This is a genomic window from Priestia sp. TGN 0903 (genome assembly GCF_050846855.1).
GTDB classification, from domain to species: Bacteria; Bacillota; Bacilli; order Bacillales; family Bacillaceae_H; genus Priestia; species Priestia zanthoxyli.
In genome coordinates, this window is record NZ_JBOZGL010000004.1 from 43,471 (window position 1) to 65,759 (window position 22,289).

26 protein-coding genes are annotated in these 22,289 nt (G+C 37.8%); 10 read left to right on the forward strand and 16 right to left on the reverse strand.

What is annotated here, in order from left to right:
• Positions 1 to 2: 2 nt before the first annotated feature.
• Positions 3 to 1,331 carry a PhoH family protein gene (locus ACRPLY_RS14720; RefSeq protein WP_013056072.1) on the reverse strand — a complete coding sequence of 443 codons (1,329 nt, stop codon included), beginning with the start codon at positions 1,329 to 1,331 and terminating at the stop codon, positions 3 to 5.
• 216 nt (positions 1,332 to 1,547) lie between these two features.
• Between ACRPLY_RS14720 and ACRPLY_RS14725 the strand changes: the two genes are divergently transcribed.
• The gene (locus ACRPLY_RS14725) at positions 1,548 to 2,147 is read left to right on the forward strand and encodes a YhcN/YlaJ family sporulation lipoprotein (protein ID WP_013056071.1); all 600 of its coding nucleotides are present in this window, start codon (positions 1,548 to 1,550) and stop codon (positions 2,145 to 2,147) included.
• A 26-nt stretch (positions 2,148 to 2,173) separates the two neighbouring features.
• Here ACRPLY_RS14725 and ACRPLY_RS14730 read toward each other — a convergent pair whose 3' ends face one another.
• A complete protein-coding gene (locus ACRPLY_RS14730; protein WP_028414102.1) occupies positions 2,174 to 2,629 on the reverse strand; it encodes a pyridoxamine 5'-phosphate oxidase family protein in 456 nt (151 codons plus the stop codon).
• Positions 2,630 to 2,814: 185 nt separating this feature from the next.
• On the opposite strand from ACRPLY_RS14730, the gene ACRPLY_RS14735 reads away from it, so the two are divergent.
• Positions 2,815 to 3,015, forward strand: a complete 201-nt coding sequence (locus ACRPLY_RS14735) for a YlaI family protein (RefSeq protein WP_013056069.1) — start codon at positions 2,815 to 2,817, stop codon at positions 3,013 to 3,015.
• Between the two features lies 1 nt (position 3,016).
• Positions 3,017 to 3,451, forward strand: coding sequence for a hypothetical protein (locus ACRPLY_RS14740; protein WP_033578411.1), 435 nt, complete (start codon positions 3,017 to 3,019; stop codon positions 3,449 to 3,451).
• 26 nt (positions 3,452 to 3,477) lie between these two features.
• Here ACRPLY_RS14740 and ACRPLY_RS14745 read toward each other — a convergent pair whose 3' ends face one another.
• On the reverse strand, positions 3,478 to 3,795 hold the full coding sequence (locus ACRPLY_RS14745) for a YlaH-like family protein (RefSeq protein ID WP_013056067.1): 318 nt from the start codon (positions 3,793 to 3,795) through the stop codon (positions 3,478 to 3,480).
• Positions 3,796 to 3,955: 160 nt separating this feature from the next.
• A complete protein-coding gene (typA, locus tag ACRPLY_RS14750) occupies positions 3,956 to 5,794 on the reverse strand; it encodes a translational GTPase TypA (RefSeq protein ID WP_013056066.1) in 1,839 nt (612 codons plus the stop codon).
• Positions 5,795 to 5,907: 113 nt separating this feature from the next.
• Between typA and ACRPLY_RS14755 the strand changes: the two genes are divergently transcribed.
• Positions 5,908 to 6,093 (forward strand): YlaF family protein, encoded by a 186-nt coding sequence (locus ACRPLY_RS14755; RefSeq protein WP_028414104.1) that lies wholly within the window; start codon positions 5,908 to 5,910, stop codon positions 6,091 to 6,093.
• A gap of 108 nt (positions 6,094 to 6,201) precedes the next feature.
• Here ACRPLY_RS14755 and ACRPLY_RS14760 read toward each other — a convergent pair whose 3' ends face one another.
• Entirely contained in the window at positions 6,202 to 7,008 is an 807-nt protein-coding gene (locus ACRPLY_RS14760; protein ID WP_154989282.1) for an inositol monophosphatase family protein, read from the reverse strand.
• Between the two features lie 195 nt (positions 7,009 to 7,203).
• A complete protein-coding gene (locus ACRPLY_RS14765) occupies positions 7,204 to 7,389 on the reverse strand; it encodes a hypothetical protein (RefSeq protein WP_013056063.1) in 186 nt (61 codons plus the stop codon).
• A 268-nt stretch (positions 7,390 to 7,657) separates the two neighbouring features.
• On the opposite strand from ACRPLY_RS14765, the gene ACRPLY_RS14770 reads away from it, so the two are divergent.
• Complete coding sequence (locus ACRPLY_RS14770; RefSeq protein WP_432231928.1) at positions 7,658 to 8,293, forward strand: YktB family protein; 636 nt, start codon at positions 7,658 to 7,660, stop codon at positions 8,291 to 8,293.
• Between the two features lie 2 nt (positions 8,294 to 8,295).
• Here the strand turns inward: ACRPLY_RS14770 and ACRPLY_RS14775 are convergent, their stop codons facing one another.
• Complete coding sequence (locus ACRPLY_RS14775; RefSeq protein WP_098112885.1) at positions 8,296 to 8,523, reverse strand: hypothetical protein; 228 nt, start codon at positions 8,521 to 8,523, stop codon at positions 8,296 to 8,298.
• A 125-nt stretch (positions 8,524 to 8,648) separates the two neighbouring features.
• Positions 8,649 to 8,918 carry a UPF0223 family protein gene (locus tag ACRPLY_RS14780; RefSeq protein WP_013056061.1) on the reverse strand — a complete coding sequence of 90 codons (270 nt, stop codon included), beginning with the start codon at positions 8,916 to 8,918 and terminating at the stop codon, positions 8,649 to 8,651.
• 531 nt (positions 8,919 to 9,449) lie between these two features.
• On the opposite strand from ACRPLY_RS14780, the gene ACRPLY_RS14785 reads away from it, so the two are divergent.
• Complete coding sequence (locus ACRPLY_RS14785; RefSeq protein ID WP_028414107.1) at positions 9,450 to 10,925, forward strand: aminotransferase class I/II-fold pyridoxal phosphate-dependent enzyme; 1,476 nt, start codon at positions 9,450 to 9,452, stop codon at positions 10,923 to 10,925.
• 36 nt (positions 10,926 to 10,961) lie between these two features.
• On the opposite strand, the gene ACRPLY_RS14790 is transcribed toward ACRPLY_RS14785, so the two are convergent.
• Positions 10,962 to 11,087 carry a GapA-binding peptide SR1P gene (locus ACRPLY_RS14790; RefSeq protein ID WP_013056059.1) on the reverse strand — a complete coding sequence of 42 codons (126 nt, stop codon included), beginning with the start codon at positions 11,085 to 11,087 and terminating at the stop codon, positions 10,962 to 10,964.
• 393 nt (positions 11,088 to 11,480) lie between these two features.
• Here ACRPLY_RS14790 and ACRPLY_RS14795 point away from each other — a divergent pair, with 393 nt between their 5' ends.
• Positions 11,481 to 13,001, forward strand: coding sequence for a glycine betaine uptake BCCT transporter (locus ACRPLY_RS14795; protein ID WP_028414108.1), 1,521 nt, complete (start codon positions 11,481 to 11,483; stop codon positions 12,999 to 13,001).
• 49 nt (positions 13,002 to 13,050) lie between these two features.
• Here the strand turns inward: ACRPLY_RS14795 and ACRPLY_RS14800 are convergent, their stop codons facing one another.
• From ACRPLY_RS14800 to ACRPLY_RS14825, 6 genes are all read right to left on the reverse strand, one after another.
• Positions 13,051 to 13,293, reverse strand: a complete 243-nt coding sequence (locus ACRPLY_RS14800; protein WP_028414109.1) for a hypothetical protein — start codon at positions 13,291 to 13,293, stop codon at positions 13,051 to 13,053.
• A 247-nt stretch (positions 13,294 to 13,540) separates the two neighbouring features.
• The gene (lpdA, locus tag ACRPLY_RS14805; RefSeq protein ID WP_013082295.1) at positions 13,541 to 14,953 is read right to left on the reverse strand and encodes a dihydrolipoyl dehydrogenase; all 1,413 of its coding nucleotides are present in this window, start codon (positions 14,951 to 14,953) and stop codon (positions 13,541 to 13,543) included.
• 3 nt (positions 14,954 to 14,956) lie between these two features.
• Positions 14,957 to 16,258: a dihydrolipoamide acetyltransferase family protein gene (locus tag ACRPLY_RS14810; RefSeq protein WP_028414110.1), complete on the reverse strand. Its 1,302-nt coding sequence runs from the start codon at positions 16,256 to 16,258 to the stop codon at positions 14,957 to 14,959.
• Between the two features lie 102 nt (positions 16,259 to 16,360).
• The gene (locus ACRPLY_RS14815; protein ID WP_013056055.1) at positions 16,361 to 17,338 is read right to left on the reverse strand and encodes an alpha-ketoacid dehydrogenase subunit beta; all 978 of its coding nucleotides are present in this window, start codon (positions 17,336 to 17,338) and stop codon (positions 16,361 to 16,363) included.
• A 3-nt stretch (positions 17,339 to 17,341) separates the two neighbouring features.
• Positions 17,342 to 18,457: a pyruvate dehydrogenase (acetyl-transferring) E1 component subunit alpha gene (pdhA, locus tag ACRPLY_RS14820; RefSeq protein ID WP_013056054.1), complete on the reverse strand. Its 1,116-nt coding sequence runs from the start codon at positions 18,455 to 18,457 to the stop codon at positions 17,342 to 17,344.
• Positions 18,458 to 19,038: 581 nt separating this feature from the next.
• On the reverse strand, positions 19,039 to 19,704 hold the full coding sequence (locus ACRPLY_RS14825) for a YkyA family protein (protein ID WP_028407940.1): 666 nt from the start codon (positions 19,702 to 19,704) through the stop codon (positions 19,039 to 19,041).
• A gap of 169 nt (positions 19,705 to 19,873) precedes the next feature.
• Here ACRPLY_RS14825 and ACRPLY_RS14830 point away from each other — a divergent pair, with 169 nt between their 5' ends.
• Positions 19,874 to 19,984, forward strand: coding sequence for a YjcZ family sporulation protein (locus ACRPLY_RS14830; RefSeq protein ID WP_016763434.1), 111 nt, complete (start codon positions 19,874 to 19,876; stop codon positions 19,982 to 19,984).
• Positions 19,985 to 20,158: 174 nt separating this feature from the next.
• Positions 20,159 to 20,713 carry a peptide deformylase gene (gene def / locus ACRPLY_RS14835; protein WP_432231929.1) on the forward strand — a complete coding sequence of 185 codons (555 nt, stop codon included), beginning with the start codon at positions 20,159 to 20,161 and terminating at the stop codon, positions 20,711 to 20,713.
• Positions 20,714 to 20,742: 29 nt separating this feature from the next.
• Here def and ACRPLY_RS14840 read toward each other — a convergent pair whose 3' ends face one another.
• Positions 20,743 to 21,525: a Cof-type HAD-IIB family hydrolase gene (locus ACRPLY_RS14840; protein WP_033578407.1), complete on the reverse strand. Its 783-nt coding sequence runs from the start codon at positions 21,523 to 21,525 to the stop codon at positions 20,743 to 20,745.
• 549 nt (positions 21,526 to 22,074) lie between these two features.
• On the opposite strand from ACRPLY_RS14840, the gene ACRPLY_RS14845 reads away from it, so the two are divergent.
• On the forward strand, positions 22,075 to 22,284 hold the full coding sequence (locus ACRPLY_RS14845; RefSeq protein WP_013056049.1) for a DNA-dependent RNA polymerase subunit epsilon: 210 nt from the start codon (positions 22,075 to 22,077) through the stop codon (positions 22,282 to 22,284).
• Positions 22,285 to 22,289 lie beyond the last annotated feature (5 nt).

Sequence of the window (22,289 nt, forward strand, 5' to 3'; positions counted from 1 at the left end):
TTTTAAAGAATATCAGCTGCTAATTGTGCTAGCCCGGAGCGCTCTCCTTTGATTAACCGAACGTGGCCCGATACTTTTTGCTCTTTAAACTTTTCAACTACGTACGTTAATCCGTTGTTATACTCATCTAAATAAGGATGATCAATTTGAGCCGGATCTCCCATAAGCACAATTTTACTCTTTTCCCCTACCCTTGTTAAAATTGTTTTAATTTCATGCTTCGTTAAATTTTGTGCTTCATCAATAATAATAAACTGTTCCGGAATGCTTCGGCCTCTTATATACGTCAAGGCTTCCACTTCTATTGAACTCAGCCCCGCTAGAATCGCATCCAGTTCTCCAGGTTTTTTAGTGTTGAATAAGTACTCTAGGTTATCATAAATTGGTTGCATCCATGGACGAAGCTTCTCCTGCTTTTCTCCTGGCAAGAACCCAATATCTTTCCCTAAAGGAACAATTGGACGAGCTACAAGCAGCTTTTTAAAACACCCTAGATCTTCCGTCTGCATAAGTCCTGAAGCTAAAGCAAGCAGCGTTTTACCCGTACCTGCCTTTCCAATTAACGTGACCAGTTGAACGTCGTCTCTAAGAAGAAGTTCTAACGCCATAATTTGCTGAACATTTCGAGGTTTAATTCCCCAGATATGATCATATTCAAATAACAGTTTTTTTACTTTCGTTGTTGTTTGATCGACAATGCCGATGGCTGATCCGGATCCTCCAAATGCATCTTTCATCACTAAGAATTGATTTGCAAAAAAGGAGTGGTTCGCAATTTGAGACGTTAGCAGCTCTCCTTTTTCGTAAAATTGACTCAGCAGCTCTTTTGCAATATAGACTTCTGAAAAGCCTGTATAAATACTATTGAATTCCACTACTCGATCACTTAAAAAATCTTCTGCTCTTAAACCGATTGCGTCAGCCTTCACACGTACCAACACATCTTTACTTACTAGTATCACTTCACGTCCATCTTCTTTTGTTTCCTCTTCAAGGGATAAATTTTTAGCAACAGCTAAAATTCGATTATCATTTGTTTTTTCCACAAAGATTTCTTGAAGCTGCTGAAAAGAGCGATGATTGAGTTCAATTCGCAAATGGCCCCCATTTTCTAACGGGATTTTCTCATATAACTTTCCATGTTGTCTCAAGTTATCAATGAGTTTGGATACCTGCCTTGCATTTCGTCCGACTTCATCCATATTTCTTTTTTTCGAATCAACTTCTTCTAGTACAACGGCTGGAATCACTACTTCGTTATCATCAAATGAAAAAATTGAATGCGGATCTTGTAATAAAACATTCGTATCTAATACATAAATTTTTCCCAATAATTCAGCCTCCTACTCCGATTGTTTTTCCTGTAAGGAGTGAAACAAGGCACCCATCCATTTATATACTATGTAACGCACATGTGTGAAGTGACCTTAAATGGACGGACCATTTTCTTTAAATATATGAACACGTGTATAAAGATAGAAGAACTATTAGAAACTAAATACAAATTACTACAAAAAATGAGTCATTCATAAGGAGGAGTCTCCCACATGAACAAATTTTTTCTATCCATTAGCTTATGTTTTATTACACTAACCGGCTGCAACAATAATCAAGCAGACGTTGAAGAAGGGCAAAAAACAGATCGAATTGTACAGGTGAAAAATTCATCTCCTGAACGCTCTCACAAGCGTACTGCTAATGAAATATCAGCGCATTTAGTTGAACTGGCTTCAAGCGTTCCGAATGTAAATGATGCTACTGCCATTGTGCTCGGCAAGTATGCAATCGTAGGCATTGACGTCGGCAAAGATATTGATCGTTCAGAAGTAAGTTCAATCAAATATACAGTTGCCGAAGGTCTGAAAGCTGATCCGTACGGCGCTAACTCTGTTGTTATTGCAGATCCTGATACGGTCGCTCGGCTAAAACAAATTGGAAATGAAATTCGCAAAGGTCGGCCGGTTACAGGATTTTTAGATGAATTAGCAGCCATTGTAAACCGAGTGATGCCTGAATTTGCAGAAGAAATCCGCCGAAATCCTAGTTCAACAGATACAAACAATCAAAAATTAAATAATAAACAAGAGCAAAATTTAAAGAATGAGCAGGAAAAACAATCTAATAATCATCTTCAAAAAAATGAATAAGAAAGTCGCTTAGCGGCAGGCTGCTGCTAAGCTTTTTTTATCGCTTCAATTACTTGCTTATCGAGTTTAGCGGCTGCTACTGGATCATAGGTCTTTTCATATGAAGGGTTTACTGAAATCTTAGAGCCATAGAACATGACATCTCTTACTTCATTAATATCTAGTTCAATTAGTGTCAACTTTAAAGCTACTCCTTCTAACTTTTCCTGCACTACCTCAGCTATTCCGCTGATTGAGTAGCATGATTCATTAGCAAGGATATTTACCACTGCTTTATTCGTATGTTTAATGTTTTCTACAATCCTCGATTTGACATCTACGGCAAATCGAATTTTTTGTTTAGTCGGAGCTACTAACCACGAAATGGCACTAACATTTGGAGCGTTTGTTTCAAAATCAATAGTTGAAATGGTTGCAAATCTCTCTGTCTGTAGCTCATCGTATAATGCATCTACTAATTGAGTCTCGACTTCGTTGGCCATTTTCATCCCTCCTACTGTTTATGTACTTACTAGTTACTATCTTCGAGCTAACAAGCAAAATTACCTGCTTCTTTAGGAATGTTTTCCTATCGTTCCTTTTCTCCTGAGAGATAGCACCGCAAAAAAACTTTATAAAACAAGAATTTTCGGCTAGAATGATGTATAGAGAAGTTGAGGTGATAGAAATGAGAGTACAATGTGTCATGTGCGATAAAATTGAAACAATTGAGGATGAAACGCTCGTGGCAAAACGACTGCGCAACCGTCCTATCCATACATATATGTGCAATGAATGTTCTGAACGGATTGAAAAACGAACAAAAGAACGCATAGCTACTGGTAACTTTAAACTATATGAGTCGAAAAAGACAGAGGAGGATTGGTAAGGTGCTCCGTTTAGGAATAAGTATTGGCATGTTCAGCGGGATTATCCTTGGGTTATGTTTGAAATGGATAGAATGGCTAACCGGCAAACAAGTTTATACCCTTTTATTAAATGTTGATTTTATTCCTATCATTGGCCCTATTCAATGGCCTGAATGGGTGGAGTTTGTTTTTCATTTATTCATTGCCGTTGCAATTGGGATCGTTTTTGTTTACATAGTAGGTAAATTAAACAATATGTCTATTCGAAAAATCGTATTGTGTTCTTTTTTATTAACACTTCCAACCATTCCTTTGTATTTTCCGTTGACGCTGCTTGCGCTTAAGCCTACGCCTGCGGTGGATGATGCAGTAGCAATTTTTTATTGGACAGCTGGCCATTTAATTTTCGCAGCCGCTCTTGTCTTCGGCTATATCATACTAAAAAGACGCTTGTAGCTACAAGCGTCTTTTTATGTAGTCTTTTATGAACCCAACGTGGAGTTTTGCTTTTTAGCCTGATACAGCCGTATTTTATAAATAATTAATACAAGCGCTGCAACCACAAGCCCTTCAGCTACAGGTAAAAAAATGCCTAAAAACGTTAAAATCGTACATCCAAAAGCTAAAAATAGATAAATAACCACAGATTTTAAAAGCGGCAGCTTCTTTGCAAACCCGAGTTTGTACACAAGAACAGATAGCCCTAAAATAGTAAAGTATAACAGCCACATTCCTATTTTTGCATGTTCATCTACTTGATACAAAGCAGCAAAAAATGAAAGGTGTTCTTTTACATCCATCTTCCTTCCCCCTATTCCTTACTTTACATTATTCGATATAAGCCACCTTTTTCCTTTCCAAATTATCTCTTTATAAAACGCTTTCAAAAAATAGAAAATTCTGATATAATTGATAAAAAACAAGCCGCTAGCAAATAAAGCTAACGACTTCCTTTTTTTATTATTTCGTGTCAGCGTATTTTTTCTTTTTCGCTGCTTTTTCACGTTCATTTTTATCAAGAATTTTTTTACGTAGACGAATAGATTCTGGTGTGATTTCACAATATTCATCTTCGTTTAAATATTCAAGTGATTGCTCTAAAGACATAATACGAGGTTTTTTCATACCTGTTGTTTGATCTTTGTTAGCAGAACGCATATTCGTCATTTGCTTCATTTTACAGATGTTAACAACGATATCATTTTCACGAGTGTGTTCTCCTACGATCATACCTTCGTATACTTCTGTACCTGGCTCCACGAAAATTGTACCGCGGTCTTCTACGCCTTGGATTCCATAAGTAGATGATTTACCGCTTTCCATAGAAACAAGCACACCTTGACGGCGACCTCCAACTTGACCTTGCTGCATTGGTTGGTAGCTATCAAATGAATGGTTAATGATACCGAATCCACGAGTTAACGATAAGAACTCAGTTGTATAACCGATTAAACCACGTGCAGGAACCATAAAGATCAGACGAACTTGACCGCTGCCGTTGTTAATCATATCAACCATTTCACCTTTACGAGCACCCATTGATTCCATAATAGAACCCGTATGTTCTTCAGGCACGTCGATTTGCACACGTTCAACTGGCTCACAGCGAACGCCATCAATTTCACGAACGATTACTTCAGGTTTTGATACTTGAATCTCATATCCTTCACGACGCATATTTTCAATTAAAATAGATAAATGAAGTTCTCCACGTCCTGAAACGACCCATACATCCGGTGAATCAGTATTTTCCACGCGTAAACTTACATCTGTCTCAAGTTCAGACATTAAGCGCTCTTCAATTTTACGAGATGTAACAAATTTACCTTCACGACCAGCAAACGGTGAATTGTTTACTAAGAACGTCATTTGTAAAGTAGGTTCATCAATACGTAAAATTGGCAGTGCATCTTGGTGGTCAAACGGACATACTGTTTCACCTACGTTGATGTCTTCCATTCCTGATACAGCGATCAGGTCTCCTGCCTTTGCTTCTTCGATTTCAACACGCTTTAAGCCTAGGAAACCGAATAATTTTGTTACGCGGAATTGTTTTACCGTACCGTCAAGCTTCATTAATGCAACTTGCTGGCCTACTTTCATTGTTCCGCGGAATACGCGCCCTACACCGATACGACCAAGATAGTCATTGTAGTCAAGCATTGCCACTTGGAATTGAAGTGGTTCGTCGCTGTTGTCTACTGGTGCTGGAATGTGCTCGATGATTGAGTCAAATAGAGATGACATGTTCTCATCTTGCTTTTCAGGGTTCGTGCTAGCCGTTCCGTTGATTGCTGAAGCATAAACAACAGGGAACTCAATTTGTTCCTCACTTGCACCTAGTTCAATAAATAAGTCAATTACTTCATCAACTACTTCAGTTGGACGAGCAAAGTCACGGTCAATTTTGTTAACAACAACAATCGGCGTTAAGTTTTGCTCTAATGCTTTTTTCAATACAAAGCGCGTTTGAGGCATACATCCTTCGTATGCGTCTACTACAAGTAGAACACCGTCTACCATTTTCATAATACGCTCAACTTCTCCACCGAAGTCAGCATGTCCTGGCGTATCCATAATGTTGATACGCGTATCTTTATAATTAATAGCTGTGTTTTTCGCTAAAATTGTAATTCCACGCTCACGCTCAAGGTCATTTGAATCCATCGCACGTTCTTCAACATGCTCATTAGTACGGAATGTTCCGGACTGATGTAATAATTTATCTACTAACGTTGTTTTCCCATGGTCTACATGGGCAATAATGGCAATATTACGTAAATCTTTACGAATGTTCACGCATTTCACTCCTATGCTTGTAATAACTAAGCTATTATATCACACTAACTCTAGAATTGCAGAATGATTTTGTTGTACACTATAAATATCCGTTACAAATGGGAGGAATCAACATGAGAAACATTAAGTGGGTATTCGTTTTATATGCATTCATCGCAACTGCAGCTATTATGTCAATTGGCATATTTATCGGAGAAGGAAGCGCTCTCGGGGTCATTTTAGCTATCGTAGCTTTAATTGTTGTAATGGGTCTTGGCTTTACGACTAAGAAAAAAATGCGAGAAAAAGGGCAGCTGTAATTTTTTTGCGATGATTGAAAGCGTCATGGCCATTTGCAACATCAAAATGGTTCATGACGTTTTTTCATCACAAAATTCTTTGACTACACGTAAGTCTTCACTTCTATTTTATTTAGTCCACTTTCCTTCAAGGTACGTACGAAAGATTTCGTCATGTAATGTTGGTTTGCTTACAAATACACTGCTTTTTTCAAGAATCTCTAACGGCTTTCCTTCTAAATCCGTCATAACTCCTCCAACTTCTTCAATCAACACTTTACCGGCAGCAAAGTCCCATGGAGCCAAACGTAAAGTAATGTATCCATCCAAGCGTCCAGCCGCTACGTAAGCAAGCTCAATAGCTGCGGATCCATATGAACGGGTCCCTCTTACTTTACGCACAAGCGGACTTAATACGGAAGGATCAATACGGCGGTTCTCCGTCACCCACGTTGCATTTAAGCTAATAATAGCTTCTTCAACTGGTACAGGTTCAAGTTTTGGCAATTGGATGTCATTCATAAACGCGCCCTGTCCTTTTAAAGCATGATACAGCTCATTATGAATAACATCATAAATATAACCTGCTTGTCCTACACCATTTTCGAATATACCGATGGAAATAGCAAAATTTCGCTGCTGATGAACAAAGTTCATCGTACCGTCGATCGGATCGATAATCCAAATCGTTCCTTCTTCTGATTCAAGCTCTTCCCCATATCCTTCTTCTCCAAGAATATGATGTTCCGGAAAGGTTTCATTGATTTTTGAGATAAAAAACTGTTCAATTTCTTTATCCATATTTGTTACTAAATCATTTGGATTCGATTTCGTTTGAATGAGAAGTTCTTTACTAAACGACTGTTGAATTTTTTGTCCAGCTTCTTTTAGCCACTCTTTAACGTATGTATCAATTTCTTTCCAGCGTTGTGTCATCTCAATGCCCCCTCAAAAATACGTCTCTTGTTTAAGCTTAAAAAAACCTCTGCAAGATGTCAATTAACAGAGCACGTGGGAGAAGAACTGCCGCTTCTTCTCCCACGTGCTCTGTTACCACTTATGAATCTGCTCATTCAGTTTAATCCTTTTTTACAGTTTACCCATATTTGTTCTATTTTATTCCCGTGTCTGCTACTGAAGAGATATCATTTCTTCACGAAGTTTCTCGAGCTTTCGCTTACATTTTTGTTTTTGTTCCTCATTATTTTCCATCATGGCTTCATATAACGTCGCTAACTCGTAATCTAACTCCAACCGAATTACACCTAATCTTTTTTGTCCATCATTCTTCTTATACATATTCACCACTTGTTTCATGTTTCAAACACCCCTCTCAAATTATTGAACCCACTTATAGAAAACTAAATTTTCAGATATTTTGATTGATATAGTCTATGTCGAAACCTAATCTCATGCAACTAAATTGTGTGATTACCTATAAAAAAATGATAGACACGTTTTGACAAGCATATGCGAATTAATTGGTGTTTATGCTTTTCATGTGGTAGAATCTTCGCGTAAATCATACTTACTTGCATAGATGCACAGCAGCTATACATATTCACTAAAAAAACGGAGGTTTCACATGGCATTCTCAGGATTTTCACAAGATGACTTTAACGTATTCCGTATCGAGGGGCTTGATGCACGTATGGAAGCCATCAAGACAACGATACGCCCAAAATTCGAACAATTGAGCAATCACTTTGCTCCTACTCTTTCTTCACTTTGTGGAGACGAAATGTTCGTACACATTGCCAAGCACGCACGAAGAACAGTTAACCCGCCAGCAGATACGTGGGTAGCCTTTGCTAACAGTAAACGCGGGTATAAAAAGCTCCCTCATTTTCAAATTGGCCTTTGGGAAACACACGTCTTTGTGTGGTTCGCCGTCATTTACGAATCACCTATTAAAGAACAATTTGGAAAGCTGCTAAAACAAAACATGGAGGAGATTCGTCAAAATATCCCAGACTCGTTTGTTTGGTCGAAAGATCATACAAAACCTGATAGTAAAAAAATGGGCGACTTATCTTCTGAAGACTTAGAGAGTTTGTTTGAACGTCTAGAGAAGGTTAAAAAAGCTGAGATCCTATGCGGCATTACAATTCCAAAAGAAGAAGCGATTGCAATGAACGGCGAAGAATGGATGGCTCGTATTGAACAAACATTTCATACGGTAACTCCATTATATGAACTAACTAAAAAAGCATATGCATAATTTTAACGAATTGATATAAAAAAATGAGGGTGACACATAACGAAAGGAAGCTCATCGAAAGACCAATAAATGGGATACATAAGCTGAAACGCTTGTGACACCGCAGTTGATTTCCCTGCAAGACTTCGCTTTCCGCGGGCTGCCGGTGAGCCTCCTCGTTGCTTGCGCTCCTGCGGGGTCTCGCCTGTTCCGCTTTCCCCGCAGGAGTCTTCGCCTTGCCTTCCAATCAACTAGAAGAAACGAAACAGATAAACTCTATGTTCACCGTAACAAAAAAAACGAATCATTAATCAAACAATTTGATTAATGATTCGTTTTTTACTTCGGCTAAACTACTTTTGTCCAGTCTCAGTTTTTACATTTTTATGATATCTCCAGAAGAAGCAGCCTTTGCTTTTTGAATCGTTCGATAAGAAGAGTATTTGCTTTGGTCTTCAAAATCGTTACAGATTGTTTTTTCTTCTGCTTTACTTGGCACAATTTCTTTAAATCGGCGATAGACTGCCATTAGGTGATCACGCTCAATACCTTTTTCATAAGCTCGTTCAATGCTTTCAAAAAACTTCACTACATCAATAATTTCTTCTGTACTCCAATCAAGGGAGATAGGGTATTGATATTCCACTTCTCATCACTCCATTTATTTCTTCATTCTATGTATATCTATATTCTTAACTCTATCACAATCTATAATGTACACAAAATTTATTCTCTTTTCACCCAAAAGAATTTCTCCTTTTTTTTCTTTTTATTTTCTCTTTAAAATATCTTTGCAAATAGGTTAATAAGTGCTATAATTCTTTTGTTTTATGGGGATTTTCAAAACATAAAGAACTATAAAATAATAAGTAATAAGCAGTTTACAATTACTTGTATTTTTTTAACTAAAAATTGTATTTATATTATCAAACAGTAGTAAACATACGCGTTTCATTCATTTATATAATGGTTAAAATCAAGAAAACTGCGGAGTAGAATTTGTGTTGAATTTCTTTTGTAGAAAAAAGATCTGATATTTTAATATGTATAATTCAACAGCCATTAGTTTTTGGTATATAAAATTGAATGCTGTAATTTGATAAAAAAACAATCAAAGTCCCTCTAAGCTTTGCTTAGAGGGACTGACAATTTATGATAAAAGAGGTGTATAGCAAAGTTGTCTTCTCAATTTTCAACTCCATTATTTACTGGATTAGTTAATCACGCTAAGAAAAACCCAACACAATTCCATATCCCTGGACATAAAAAAGGAAATGGAATGGATCCTGAATTCCGCTCATTTATTGGCGATGATGCTTTATCCATTGATTTAATTAATATCGGTCCCCTTGATGATCTTCACCAGCCAAAAGGCATTATCAAACAAGCGCAGGATTTAGCTGCAGAAGCATTTGGTGCTGATCATACTTTTTTCTCTGTTCAAGGAACGAGCGGAGCAATTATGGCAATGGTTATGGCGACATGTGGACCTGGAGATAAAATTATCGTTCCTAGAAACGTGCATAAATCTGTTATGAGTGCGATTGTTTTTTCAGGAGCTACGCCTATTTTTATTCATCCTGAAATTGACGAAAATCTTGGCATTTCTCACGGTATTACATCGGACTCTGTAGAAAAAGCCTTAAAGCAGCACCCTGAAGCAAAAGCAGTGCTTGTTATCAATCCAACTTACTTTGGAATTTCCGGAGACCTTCGTAAAATCGTAGAAATTGCCCACTCGTATCAAGTGCCTGTACTTGTTGATGAAGCTCACGGCGTTCATATTCACTTCCATGATGATTTGCCTCTGTCTGCTATGCAGGCCGGTGCAGATATGGCAGCAACAAGCGTTCATAAATTAGGCGGTTCTATGACGCAAAGTTCCATTTTAAACATACGCGAAGGCTTAATTTCTCCAAAACGCGTACAGTCTATTTTAAGCATGCTGACAACAACATCAACCTCTTATCTGCTGCTGGCTTCTTTAGATGTTGCACGAAAACGTCTAGCTACAGAAGGAAAAGAGCTGGCTGAACGTGCAATTTCTCTTGCTGAAAAAGCACGAAAAGAAATTAATACAATTGAGCATATCCGATGTATAGGCAGAGAAATTTTAGGCACAAAAGCTACGTATGATTTAGACCCTACTAAATTAATTATTTCTGTTTCAGATTTAGGAATTACGGGCTATGACGTAGAAAAATGGATGCGTGAAGCTCATAATATCGAAGTGGAAATGTCTGACCTTTATAATATTCTATGTATTATCACGCCCGGAGATACAGAAGAAGATCTTTCACGTCTTGTCACAGCTCTGCGTGAGTTATCCGCAAAATTCCATAACCTTTCTGAGACAACGGCAAAACCGGCTATTTTATTACCTGATATTCCTGTATTGGCTTTAACACCTCGTGATGCTTTTTACGCTGAAACCGAAGTGGTACCTTTTCATGAGTCAGCAGGTCGTATTATTGCAGAATTTGTAATGGTCTATCCTCCTGGTATTCCTATTTTTATTCCTGGGGAAATCATCACTGAGGAAAATTTAACCTACATTGAAACAAACTTAGAGGCAGGTTTACCAGTGCAGGGTCCGGAAGATTTTGAATTAAAGACATTTCGTGTCATTAAAGAACATAAAGCAATTCAATAAAAAAAGGTGCGAAGTTCCGCACCTTTTTTTATTGAATTAATCTAAATCTTCATCTGCTTTTTGACATTCTCCGCTTTTACATGTTGAGTATAATCGCGTCACTTTCTCATCTTCGAAATGATCAATTGTGCAGTTACATGTTTGACATACGATTGTTCCCATTTTGTAAACTCCCCTTTAACCGTCTTTTTTTGTAAGCGTTTTACAACTCTTGATATTATATTATTATGTCACATTAAATATGTCAACAACTAATTAGTATGTCACATTAAAAATATTTTTCTCATAAATGTTATATTTGTTTTCAAAAAACTGACCCCTTAGCATCATCTCTATTTATATGAAAAAACTATGTCTAATTTCATATCTATTTCGGCACTTTAAAATAATTACGAAAAATAAGAATTTGAGATCTTGCCTTTTTTTCTTACTAATAGGGTAGACATTTCATACAAACTTTACTAGAATGTATAACCATGTGGTTTCATGTATAGCTAAAAAGGTTATATGAGAAACTATGTTATGTAAAATAGAATAGGAAAGGAGTGATAATCGATGAAAAAACTGACTCCTGTTTTTATCATTTCGGTTATTATTGCTGCAGTATTTATCGTATGGGGTGTTATTCCGGAATCTGTGCTAGGAAGCGCAGCGCTTACACCTGTCACATCGGCAATACATAGTTTTATCATCGAGAAATTTGGCTGGTATTATTTATTAGCAGCTACATTATTCTTAGTTTTTACGCTGTACTTAATTTTTTCAAAGTACGGAAACATTAAACTAGGTAAACCTGACGAAAAGCCTCAGTATGGTTATGTCTCGTGGTTTGCTATGTTATTTAGTGCTGGTATGGGGATTGGACTTGTATTCTGGGGTGTTTCAGAACCAATCAATCATTTTCATACTCCACCTTCTGGTGAAGGCGGTACAGCAGAATCAGCTCGTGCAGCTCTACGTTATTCGTTTTTCCACTGGGGTTTACATCCTTGGGCTATTTATTCCGTTCTTGCACTGGCCCTTGCATATTTTCAATTTAGAAAAGGTTACCCGTTCATAATCAGTAATATTTTACGTCCACTATTAGGAAAACGTGTTGATGGACCTCTTGGAACGATCATAAACGTCATCGCCGTATTTGCAACTATTTTTGGAGTGGCAACATCTCTAGGACTGGGCGCTATTCAAATTACTGGTGGAGCCTCTTACTTGTCGCCAAGTATTGATAATAATTTCACGACTCAATTAATTGTTATTATTATCGTGACGTTCTTGTTCATGCTGTCAGCACAGACAGGTCTGAACAAGGGTATTAAGTATTTGAGTAACATTAATATTGTTTTAGCTATTCTGTTAATGCTATTCTTGTTATTTGCAGGTCCAACCAACTTTATTATGGACTTATTCGTTACAACAATTGGCAGCTACATTCAAAACTTGCCGTCGATGAGTTTTCGATTGAGCCCGTTTGATAACAGCACCTGGGTTCAAGATTGGACAATTTTCTACTGGGCATGGTGGATCGCCTGGGCACCGTTCGTTGGTACGTTTATTGCTCGTATTTCACGAGGTAGAACCATTCGAGAATTTTTAATTGGTGTACTAGCTGTTCCGACCGTATTTGGCGGATTATGGTTTGCTGTATTCGGAGGTTCTGGGGTTTATTTAGACTTTTTTAAGGATCTTCCTGTTATGGATGTTATCAATAATAAAGGAACAGAAGTTGCTTTATTCTACGTACTTGAACAGTTTCCATTTGGTACGTTCATGTCCATTGTTGCTATTTGCTTAATTGCTACATTCTTCATTACATCAGCTGACTCAGCTACATTTGTTTTAGGAATGCAGACAACAAACGGTGATCTAAATCCTTCAGGCTCTATTAAGCTTACGTGGGGCTTAATTCAATCGTTAACAGCAATCATTCTGCTTTGGACAGGTGGCTTGGATGCACTCCAAACGGCTGCGATTATAGCAGCACTTCCATTTTCAATTGTGCTGGTGTTAACGGTCTTCTCATTAATGAAAGCATTTAAAGAAGAAGGCGCATTAAAAAAAGAAAAGAAATCTGTGTAAGATAAAAAAAGCGTTAGCTTATATAAGCTAACGCTTTTTTTATGCACTCTTACGCCGTGCAAAATAAAATTAGTTGATAACACGTCAAGCAGACAGCTGACGTTGTGCCCGTCATCATAAGCGCCAGTCTTTTAGATTTAACGTTCATTTCTGCTATGCCGTAAGCTAAATAAGCAAATACTAAAAACAAAATAATTTTAGATGTCAATTGATCACGTTTTGATAATAATTCAACCAGTGAATAACCTATCCAAATAACAATGTGTAAGCTCCAAACGAAATATGTCTTCATAGCTCCTTCGCCGCCTTTTCATTCGTTATCCAAAGAAGCAATTTTTTATCTACCTATAAGGAAAGCACGTCCCACTTCATATGTATGCATCTAGAGCTCATTTAAGACTGCCTCAGCGCTTTTTACACGTTTCTTCTAAAGGAGATACTCATCAGCAATAAAAACTGTCTGACAAGCATCTGATACTTGATGAAAACCGTTTTCTTCAAAAAAAAGCTGATGCATACGCATCAGCTTTTTAAAAACATTATTTTACAATGTGAATTGGGCTTCCAATAGCTACTTCAGCAGCTTCCATTGTGATTTCACCTAATGTTGGGTGAGCGTGAATTGTTAATGCGATATCTTCAGCTGTTACGCCAGCTTCGATAGCAAGACCAAGCTCAGCGATCATGTCAGATGCGCTAGGTCCAGCGATTTGAGCACCAACAACTACTCCGTCTTCTTTACGAGTGATAAGCTTCAAGAAGCCTTCTGCAGCGTTAAGTGCAAGCGCACGTCCGTTAGCAGCGAATGGGAATTTAGAAGCTTTAACAGCTAATCCTTCTTCTTTCGCTTGTGCTTCAGTATAACCTACAGATGCAAGCTCAGGCTCAGAGAATACAACTGCTGGAATTCCTAAATAGTCAATTTCAGCAGGTTCGCCAGCGATTACTTCAGCTGCGATTTTACCTTCGTAAGAAGCTTTGTGTGCAAGTGGTGGTCCAGTTACGATATCACCAATTGCAAAGATGTTGCTTACAGATGTACGAGTTTGGTTATCGATTTCGATAAGACCACGGTCAGTCATTTTAACGCCAACTTGCTCAAGACCAAGCTCATCAGTGTTAGGACGGCGACCTACAGTAACTAATACGTAGTCAGCATCGATTACTTTTGACTCTCCGCCTACTTCAAACGTAACTTGTACGCCATCAGCAGTTTCTTCAACACCTTTAGCCATTGCTTTTGTATAGATTTCAACGTTTCCTTTTTTCTTAAGGTTACGTTTAACAAGAGAGCTCATTTGTTTTTCAAAACCAGCTAAAATTTCATCAGCAGCTTCTACAAATGTAACTTCTGTACCGAAGTTAGCAAAAGCAGTACCAAGCTCAGTACCGATGTAACCTCCGCCGATTACAACTAATTTTTTAGGAACTTCTTTAAGCGCTAATGCACCTGTAGAGTTGATTACGCGCTCAGAGAATTTGAATCCAGGGATCTCGATTGGACGAGAACCAGTTGCAAGGATTGCATTTTTGAATTTGTACGTTTGTGCTGAATTTTCATCCATTACACGTACAGTTTCGCTGTCAACGAAGTAAGCTTCACCTTTTACGATGTCAACTTTGTTACCTTTAAGAAGGCCTTCAACACCGCCAGTAAGTTTGTTTACAACGCCGTTTTTGAATTCTTGAACTTTAGAGAAATCAACTGTTACGTTCTCAGCGATAATCCCCATGTCTTCAGAATGTTTAGCATGTTCAAAACGGTGACCTGCAGCGATTAATGCTTTTGAAGGAATACAACCAACGTTTAAGCATACGCCTCCAAGATTACCTTTTTCTACGATTGTAACTTTTTGACCTAATTGAGCTGCACGAATTGCTGCAACGTAGCCACCAGGGCCAGCACCAATGACAAGAGTATCAGTTTCGATTGGGAAATCTCCTACTACCATTTATTACGCCTCCATTAATAATAATTCTGGATCATTTAATAAACGCTTGATTTGGTTAAGAGCGTTTTGAGCTGTTGCGCCATCGATAATACGGTGGTCAAAGCTTAGTGATAATGCTAATACTGGAGCAATTACAATTTCACCGTCGCGTACAACTGGTTTTTCAGCGATACGTCCGATACCTAGAATTGCAACTTCTGGGTGGTTGATAACTGGAGTAAACCATTGTCCACCAGCAGAACCGATGTTTGTAATTGTACAAGAAGCGCCTTTCATTTCAGCAGGAGCTAATTTACCATCACGTGCTTTTCCAGCAAGGTCGTTAATTTGATCCGAAATTTCGAATACAGATTTACGATCAGCATTTTTCACAACTGGTACTAAAAGACCTTTTTCAGTGTCAGCAGCGATACCGATGTTGTAGTAATGTTTTTGAATTACTTCATCTGTAGAATCATCAATTGAAGTGTTAAGAGCTGGGAACTTCTTAAGTGCTGAAGTTAACGCTTTTACCACGTAAGGTAAGAATGTTAATTTAATACCTTGATCTGCTGCAACTGTTTTGAATTTTTTACGATGAGCAACAAGAGCTGTTACATCGATTTCATCCATTAATGTTACGTGTGGAGCAGTGTGTTTAGAGTTAACCATAGCTTTTGCGATTGCACGACGGATACCGCTCATTTTCTCGCGAGTTTCTGGTAGATCGCCTTCAGGAATAGCTTGTGCTGCTGCTGCTTTTGGTTCAGCTGAAGCAGTTTCCTCTTTAGCTGGAGCTTCAGCAGTTGCTGTAGCTGTAGAGCCACCAGATAAGAAGCTATCGATGTCATCTTTAACAATACGTCCATTTTTACCTGAACCAGGAACAGCTTTAATGTCTATACCTTTTTCACGAGCATATTTGCGCACTGAAGGCATAGCAATTACTTTACGGTTAGGATCAACATCAGCTTGTGCTGCAGGAGCTGTTGCTTCTTCAGTCACTTCTTCAGTTGAAGCTTCTTCTTTAGCTTCTTCTGCTGGTGCATCATCATGATCGTCACCTTTGAATTTTAAGTCTTCGTATCCAGGAGCATCAAAAGTAACGATAACTTGTCCTACAGTAGCTACTGTACCTTCGTCAACTTTTACTTCTAATACTTTACCTTTTACAGGAGATGGGATTTCAACAACAGCTTTGTCATTTTGTACTTCTGCTAGTACATCATCCTCATCAATTTCATCTCCAGCTTTTACGAACCATTTTACAATTTCACCTTCGTGGATACCTTCACCGATATCCGGCAGTTTAAATTCAAATGCCACGTGTCTTCACCCTCCTAGTTAGTTGCGTTCAATTTGTTAGTGTTTATTTTATCTAAGACAGAAATCAGCACAAAGCTGATTTCTATCACAGTAAAATGCTAATTAAAATTCAAGTACTTTCTTAGCTGTTTCAACGATGTCTTTGTGGTCTGGTAACCATACGCCCTCAGCTTGAGAGAATGGGAACACAGTATCCGGTGCTGTTACACGTAATACTGGTGCTTCTAAGCTTAAGATTGCACGATCGTTAATTTCAGCTACAACGTTAGCTGCGATACCAGCTTGTTTTTGAGCTTCTTGAACTACTACTACGCGACCAGTTTTTTCAACTGATGCAAGAATTGTATCGATATCTAAAGGTTGAACTGTACGTAAGTCCACTACTTCAGCAGAGATACCTTCTTTTTCTAGTTCTTCAGCTGCTTTTAATGATGAGTGTACCATTGCACCGTAAGCGATAAGCGTTACGTCTGTACCTTCACGTTTCACATCAGCTGTACCTAAGTCAATAGTGTATGATTCTTCAGGTACTTCTTGACGGAATGAACGGTAAAGCTTCATGTGCTCTAAGTATACAACCGGATCGTTATCACGGATTGATGAAATTAAAAGACCTTTTGCATCGTATGGAGTTGAAGGAATTACAACTTTTAGACCAGGTTGAGATGCTACGATACCTTCTAAGCTATCAGCGTGAAGTTCTGGTGTATGAACGCCTCCACCAAATGGTGAACGGAATGTGATTGGTGCATTCCAGCGACCGCCAGAACGGTAGCGCATACGTGCAGCTTGACCTGATACAGAATCAAGTACTTCGTATACGAAACCAAAGAATTGAATTTCAGGAACCGGACGGAAACCTTGAGTCGATAGACCCACAGCAAGACCACCGATACCAGATTCAGCTAATGGCGTATCGAATACGCGATCTTCGCCGAATTCTTGTTGAAGACCTTCAGTCGCACGGAATACTCCACCGTTTACGCCAACGTCTTCACCAAAAACTAATACGTTTTCGTCGTTTTTCATTTCTGTGCGTAACGCATCAGTAATCGCTTGAATCATTGTCATTTGCGCCATGGCTTACTTCGACTCCTTCTCTTTGTAGATTTCATATTGCTCTTGTAAGTTTGAAGGCATAGTTTCGTACATGATTTCCATTAAATCTGTAACTTTTTGTTTTGGATAATCGTCAGCCTTCTTAATAGCTTGTTTGATATCTTCTTTAGCTTGCTCGATTACTTTGTTTTCTTCTTCTTCATTCCAGATGCCTTTAGCTTCTAAGAATTTACGGAAGCGAACAAGTGGATCTTTCTTTTCCCACTCAGTGTCAAGCTCAGCTGTACGATAACGAGTTGGATCGTCACCAGCCATTGTATGTGGACCATAACGGTAAGTTAATGTTTCAATTAAAGTTGGACCTTCACCGTTTACTGCACGCTCACGAGCTTCGCTTACTGCAACGTATACTGCTAGTGCATCCATACCGTCTACTTGAACGCCTGGGATACCAACAGCCGCTGCTTTTTGAGCGATTGTACGTGCTGCAGATTGCTTTTCAACTGGTGTTGAAATTGCAAAGCGGTTGTTTTGTACAACAAAGATTGCTGGAGCTTTGAATGCACCTGCGAAGTTCATACCTTCGTAGAAGTCACCTTGTGAAGCTCCGCCGTCACCTGTATAAGTGATCGCTACTGCTTTTTTACCACGCTTTTTAAGACCTAGTGCCACACCAGCAGTTTGCACGATTTGTGCACCGATGATGATTTGTGGAGAAAGTACATCTACACCTTCTGGCGCTTGGTTACCGTGGAAATGACCACGAGAGAATAAGAACGCTTGATATAGTGGAAGACCATGCCAAATTAACTGAGGCACATCACGGTACCCAGGTAAAATGAAGTCTTCTTTTTCTAATGCGAAATGTGAAGCGATTTGAGAAGCTTCTTGCCCAGCAGTTGGTGCATAGAAACCTAAACGACCTTGACGGTTCAATGAAATTGAACGTTGATCAAGAATACGAGTGTATACCATGCGAGTCATTAACTCTTTTAATTTTTCGTCAGATAAATCTGGCAACGCTGATTTATTTACTACTTCGCCCTCTTCATTAAGAATTTGGAACGTTTGGTACTGCTCAGCGATTTTATCAAGTTGCTTTGATACATCAATAATAGCCTTTTTAGTTTTAGCAGCCATCTAAGTCACCTCTTCCTTTCATTTAAGCCGTATAAATTCATTTTACTAATCAAACAAACATACACGCTTTTAGAATGTCCCAAATGGACAAGTAAAAGTCATATTTTGTCGAGTAGCTTTTTGAATTCGCTAATCCTTAACATTTCTATGTATTCCCCAGCGAATTCTGTGCAAACATTTACGTAAAAGGAAAGTTTAAGCGAAACGAGCGTTTCGTTAAACTGTATTAATTATTTTGCAAAAATGATTAATACAACACTTACTACGCTACCTAGTTTACAATACACTAAAACAGTTCGTCAATGCATTTACATCAAGAAATTACGCTTTTTTAGTTTGTGAAATAAAACACATAAAAAAGACATGCTGTACTATTACACAGATACAAACTGTATTATATGTTTTATAATAACCTTCTCTGTTTTTACGTCTGCACATCTCCTATCTTGCCACAAATAAACGATTTTTTAAAACAATAACCTTTTGTAATTTTTACTTGAATCGTGTCGAAACTCTTTCTTTATTTCAGAAAACCTTCCTTTTCAGCCAAAAAAAAAGACCTGTAAACTTCACAGGCCTTCTTATTTATCCTCGCTATTTTTCACCTTTAACTTCGTTTTGTTATAAAAATCTTCTTTGGCTTTGTTATAGTCAGCTGTTAGTGTGTTAAACGTTTCTTTTTTCTTTTCAACTTCTTTATAAGTAGCATTGATCGAAGCGATTTGTGTTTCAAGATTCTCTAATTTCACATTGTCTTTTTCAAAGAGCGTATATAGCTGACGATCTAATTCAATGGAATGAAGATAGGCATCATGTAAGGACTGGTAGGCCTTATAACGCTTCTTCATTAACGAAGATAGTTCAAGCGCCTCTTCTTTTGCTTTGCCGTCCTCTAGCTTTTGGATCTTTGGCTCTGTCGCTTCAAACTGTTTTTGCGAAGCGCTGATGCTTTTTTCTTCTTTTTGTAATTTATTTTCACGCTCATCTAATAACTGCTGCGCTTTTTGTGCTTTATTTTTTATTTTCTTTTTATCTTTAATCCCTAGCTCAATAATTTGGTCGTATATCGCATTTTCTTGCTGTTCTAAATCAGCTAACGGTTTTTGCTGATCAGCAAATTGCTTTTCTTGTGCTACCACTTTTTCTAATCCATTATATACCTCAAGTTCAGGCGATGAGCCCTCTGCACAGCCTGCTAGTGACATAGCAGCAATGCCAATAACTATATATCTTCCGACGCATTTCATATTTGGTAAATCCTCCCTTATTCATGGGTCATTATACAATTTTTGTAGGAAATTAGCAATTTATCTACACCCTTTTTCCACCTTTTAATATATTATACTAACCCAATCGTGAAAAAAAGGGAGTTTATTACTTTTTACCTTGGGATTGATAACTACGGGAGGTTACATTATGTTGGGTTATGGTGGATATGGCTGCGGCGGTTCTAATAAAGGTTTCGTGTTATTAATCGTACTGTTCATTTTATTAGTTATTATCGGCTGCAGCTGTGGCGGCTGGTAATTATACAATAAAAGCGGCTAACTGCCGCTTTTATGTTTTCTTATGCATGTTTTTCCAAATGTTTGATACATATAATTAGTAGAAACATTTATGTGGTCAAGGTCGAGGTAATGACTTTTTTATACGGATTTGGTACACTTTATACCTATAAAATAGCCTAGGGAGATGTGAAAGTTGATTACAATGAACGATATTATCCAAGACGGACACCCAACGCTGCGAGAAGTAGCAAAAGAAGTACCGTTACCTGCTTCTGAAGAAGACAAAAAGATTTTACATAGCTTATTAGAATATGTAAAAAACAGCCAAGACCCTGAAATTGCTGCTAAATATGGACTGCGATCTGGTATCGGACTTGCCGCTCCTCAAATTAATGTATCAAAACGAATGATTGGGGTACACGTTACGGATGAAAAAGGCAAGCTATACAGCTATGCATTATTTAACCCTAAGATCATTAGCCACTCAGTTGAAAAGACATATCTTACAGGCGGTGAAGGCTGCTTGTCTATCGATCAAGATATCCCAGGATTTGTTCCTCGATATGCACGCATCACAGTAAAAGGCACAACGCTTGAAGGCGAAGAAGTGAAAATTCGTTTGAAAGGCCTTCCTGCTGTCGTATTTCAGCACGAGATTGATCATTTAGACGGAATTATGTTTTATGATTACATCAATAAAGAAAACCCATTTCAAGAACCTGAAAATGCTTTTCCATATGAACGCTAAAAAACGCGAGCTAGAGCTCGCGTTTTTTCTTATTTTAACAATCCTACTAGCTCTAATCCGTGGAGAATACCACCTTCTGCTACATCTTTTGTAACAAGATCAGCCACTTCTTTCACGACTTCTTCCGCATTTCCCATCGCTACGCCATTTCCGACAAACTCAAGCATTTCGATATCGTTTAAGCCGTCTCCGAATGCATATACATCTTTTTTATCAAAGCCAAGCTTTTCAATCATGGTCTCAATTCCTCGCGCTTTTGATCCACCTTTTGGGAGAACATCAGTTGAAAATTCATGCCAGCGAATAAAGTCAAATTTCTTAAATTTTTCTTCATAAGGAGCTTCTTCTCCCGCTGTACAGAATAAGAGGGATTGATAAATTTCACGCCCTTTGAAATAAGCAGGATCGTGGTGAGGGTGGGTAAATCCAATTTTCAGCGTGCTGATGCTGGATTCGATATAATCATGAAATTCAATGTTTGATTTCATATCTTCATGATCCATGTATACGACAGGATGATCATGCTCAACAGCAAAAGCCGTTAAATCCTGAAGCTCTTCTTTATTTAACGGGTTTTTGTAAAGAACTTCTCCATTTAAGACAATGTACTGACCATTAAAGCTAATATATGTTTGAATATCCAACTCTTCACGCAGATCTTTAAACATAAAAGGAGCCCTTCCAGTTGCAATTGCCACTTCATGCCCCTGCTCTTTTAACAGCTGGACAGCTTTTTTTGTAGAAGCAGGCAGTTTTTTATCATGATCCAATAACGTTCCATCAATATCAAAAAAAATAATCTTTCGTTCCACGTTTATCACCTTATTTTTTATAATTTTTTATCTCTTTGTTAAGCCTTTCCAATTATATCAAACAAGCGCTGATTTCTCTATAAATGGACGTTCCTATTTACAATTTTTCCATATTTAACCACGAGAAACCTCTCCCTTTTCATCATATAATAAAAGTACAGAGAGAGACAGGCAGGTATCGCAAAAAAACAAAGGAGCTGAAAAATCATGTTAAAAGATTTTCGAAAAAGGCTGCTAAAACGCTGGAATGAATTATTGCGTAAAAAAACGATGGCATAATCGATTTTTTTAGGGCTTTCTGTTGTAAAATTTGCAGAGTGTGTGTCTGCATCGTACAATGGAATAGCCCTTATTTTTTATACGCCCGGAAAATATAGTCTTGTATCCGTTTCCTATTAATATTATTCTATAATTAATTGACTTGTTATATTTAGATGACTAAAATGTAGTGAAAGCAAGTTTCTTTAGAAAATACATGAAATACATACACATTTTATAATATAATAAAATAAGTTATTTGAATTTCGGAATTAAGGAGAGATTTTTGTTATGATTTTTAAAGTTTATTTTCAAGAAAAAATGAGTGAAGTAGCTGTACGTGAAAATACAAAAACAGTGTATGTGAACGCAGATTCTGAGCGTGACGTTCGTAAAAAGTTAAAAGCGCGTTCAATTAATATTGAGTTTGTTCAAGCAGTGACTGGAGACTATCTAGAATATGAACAACAGCATGAAGATTTTAAAGTATTGGAGATATGATGAAA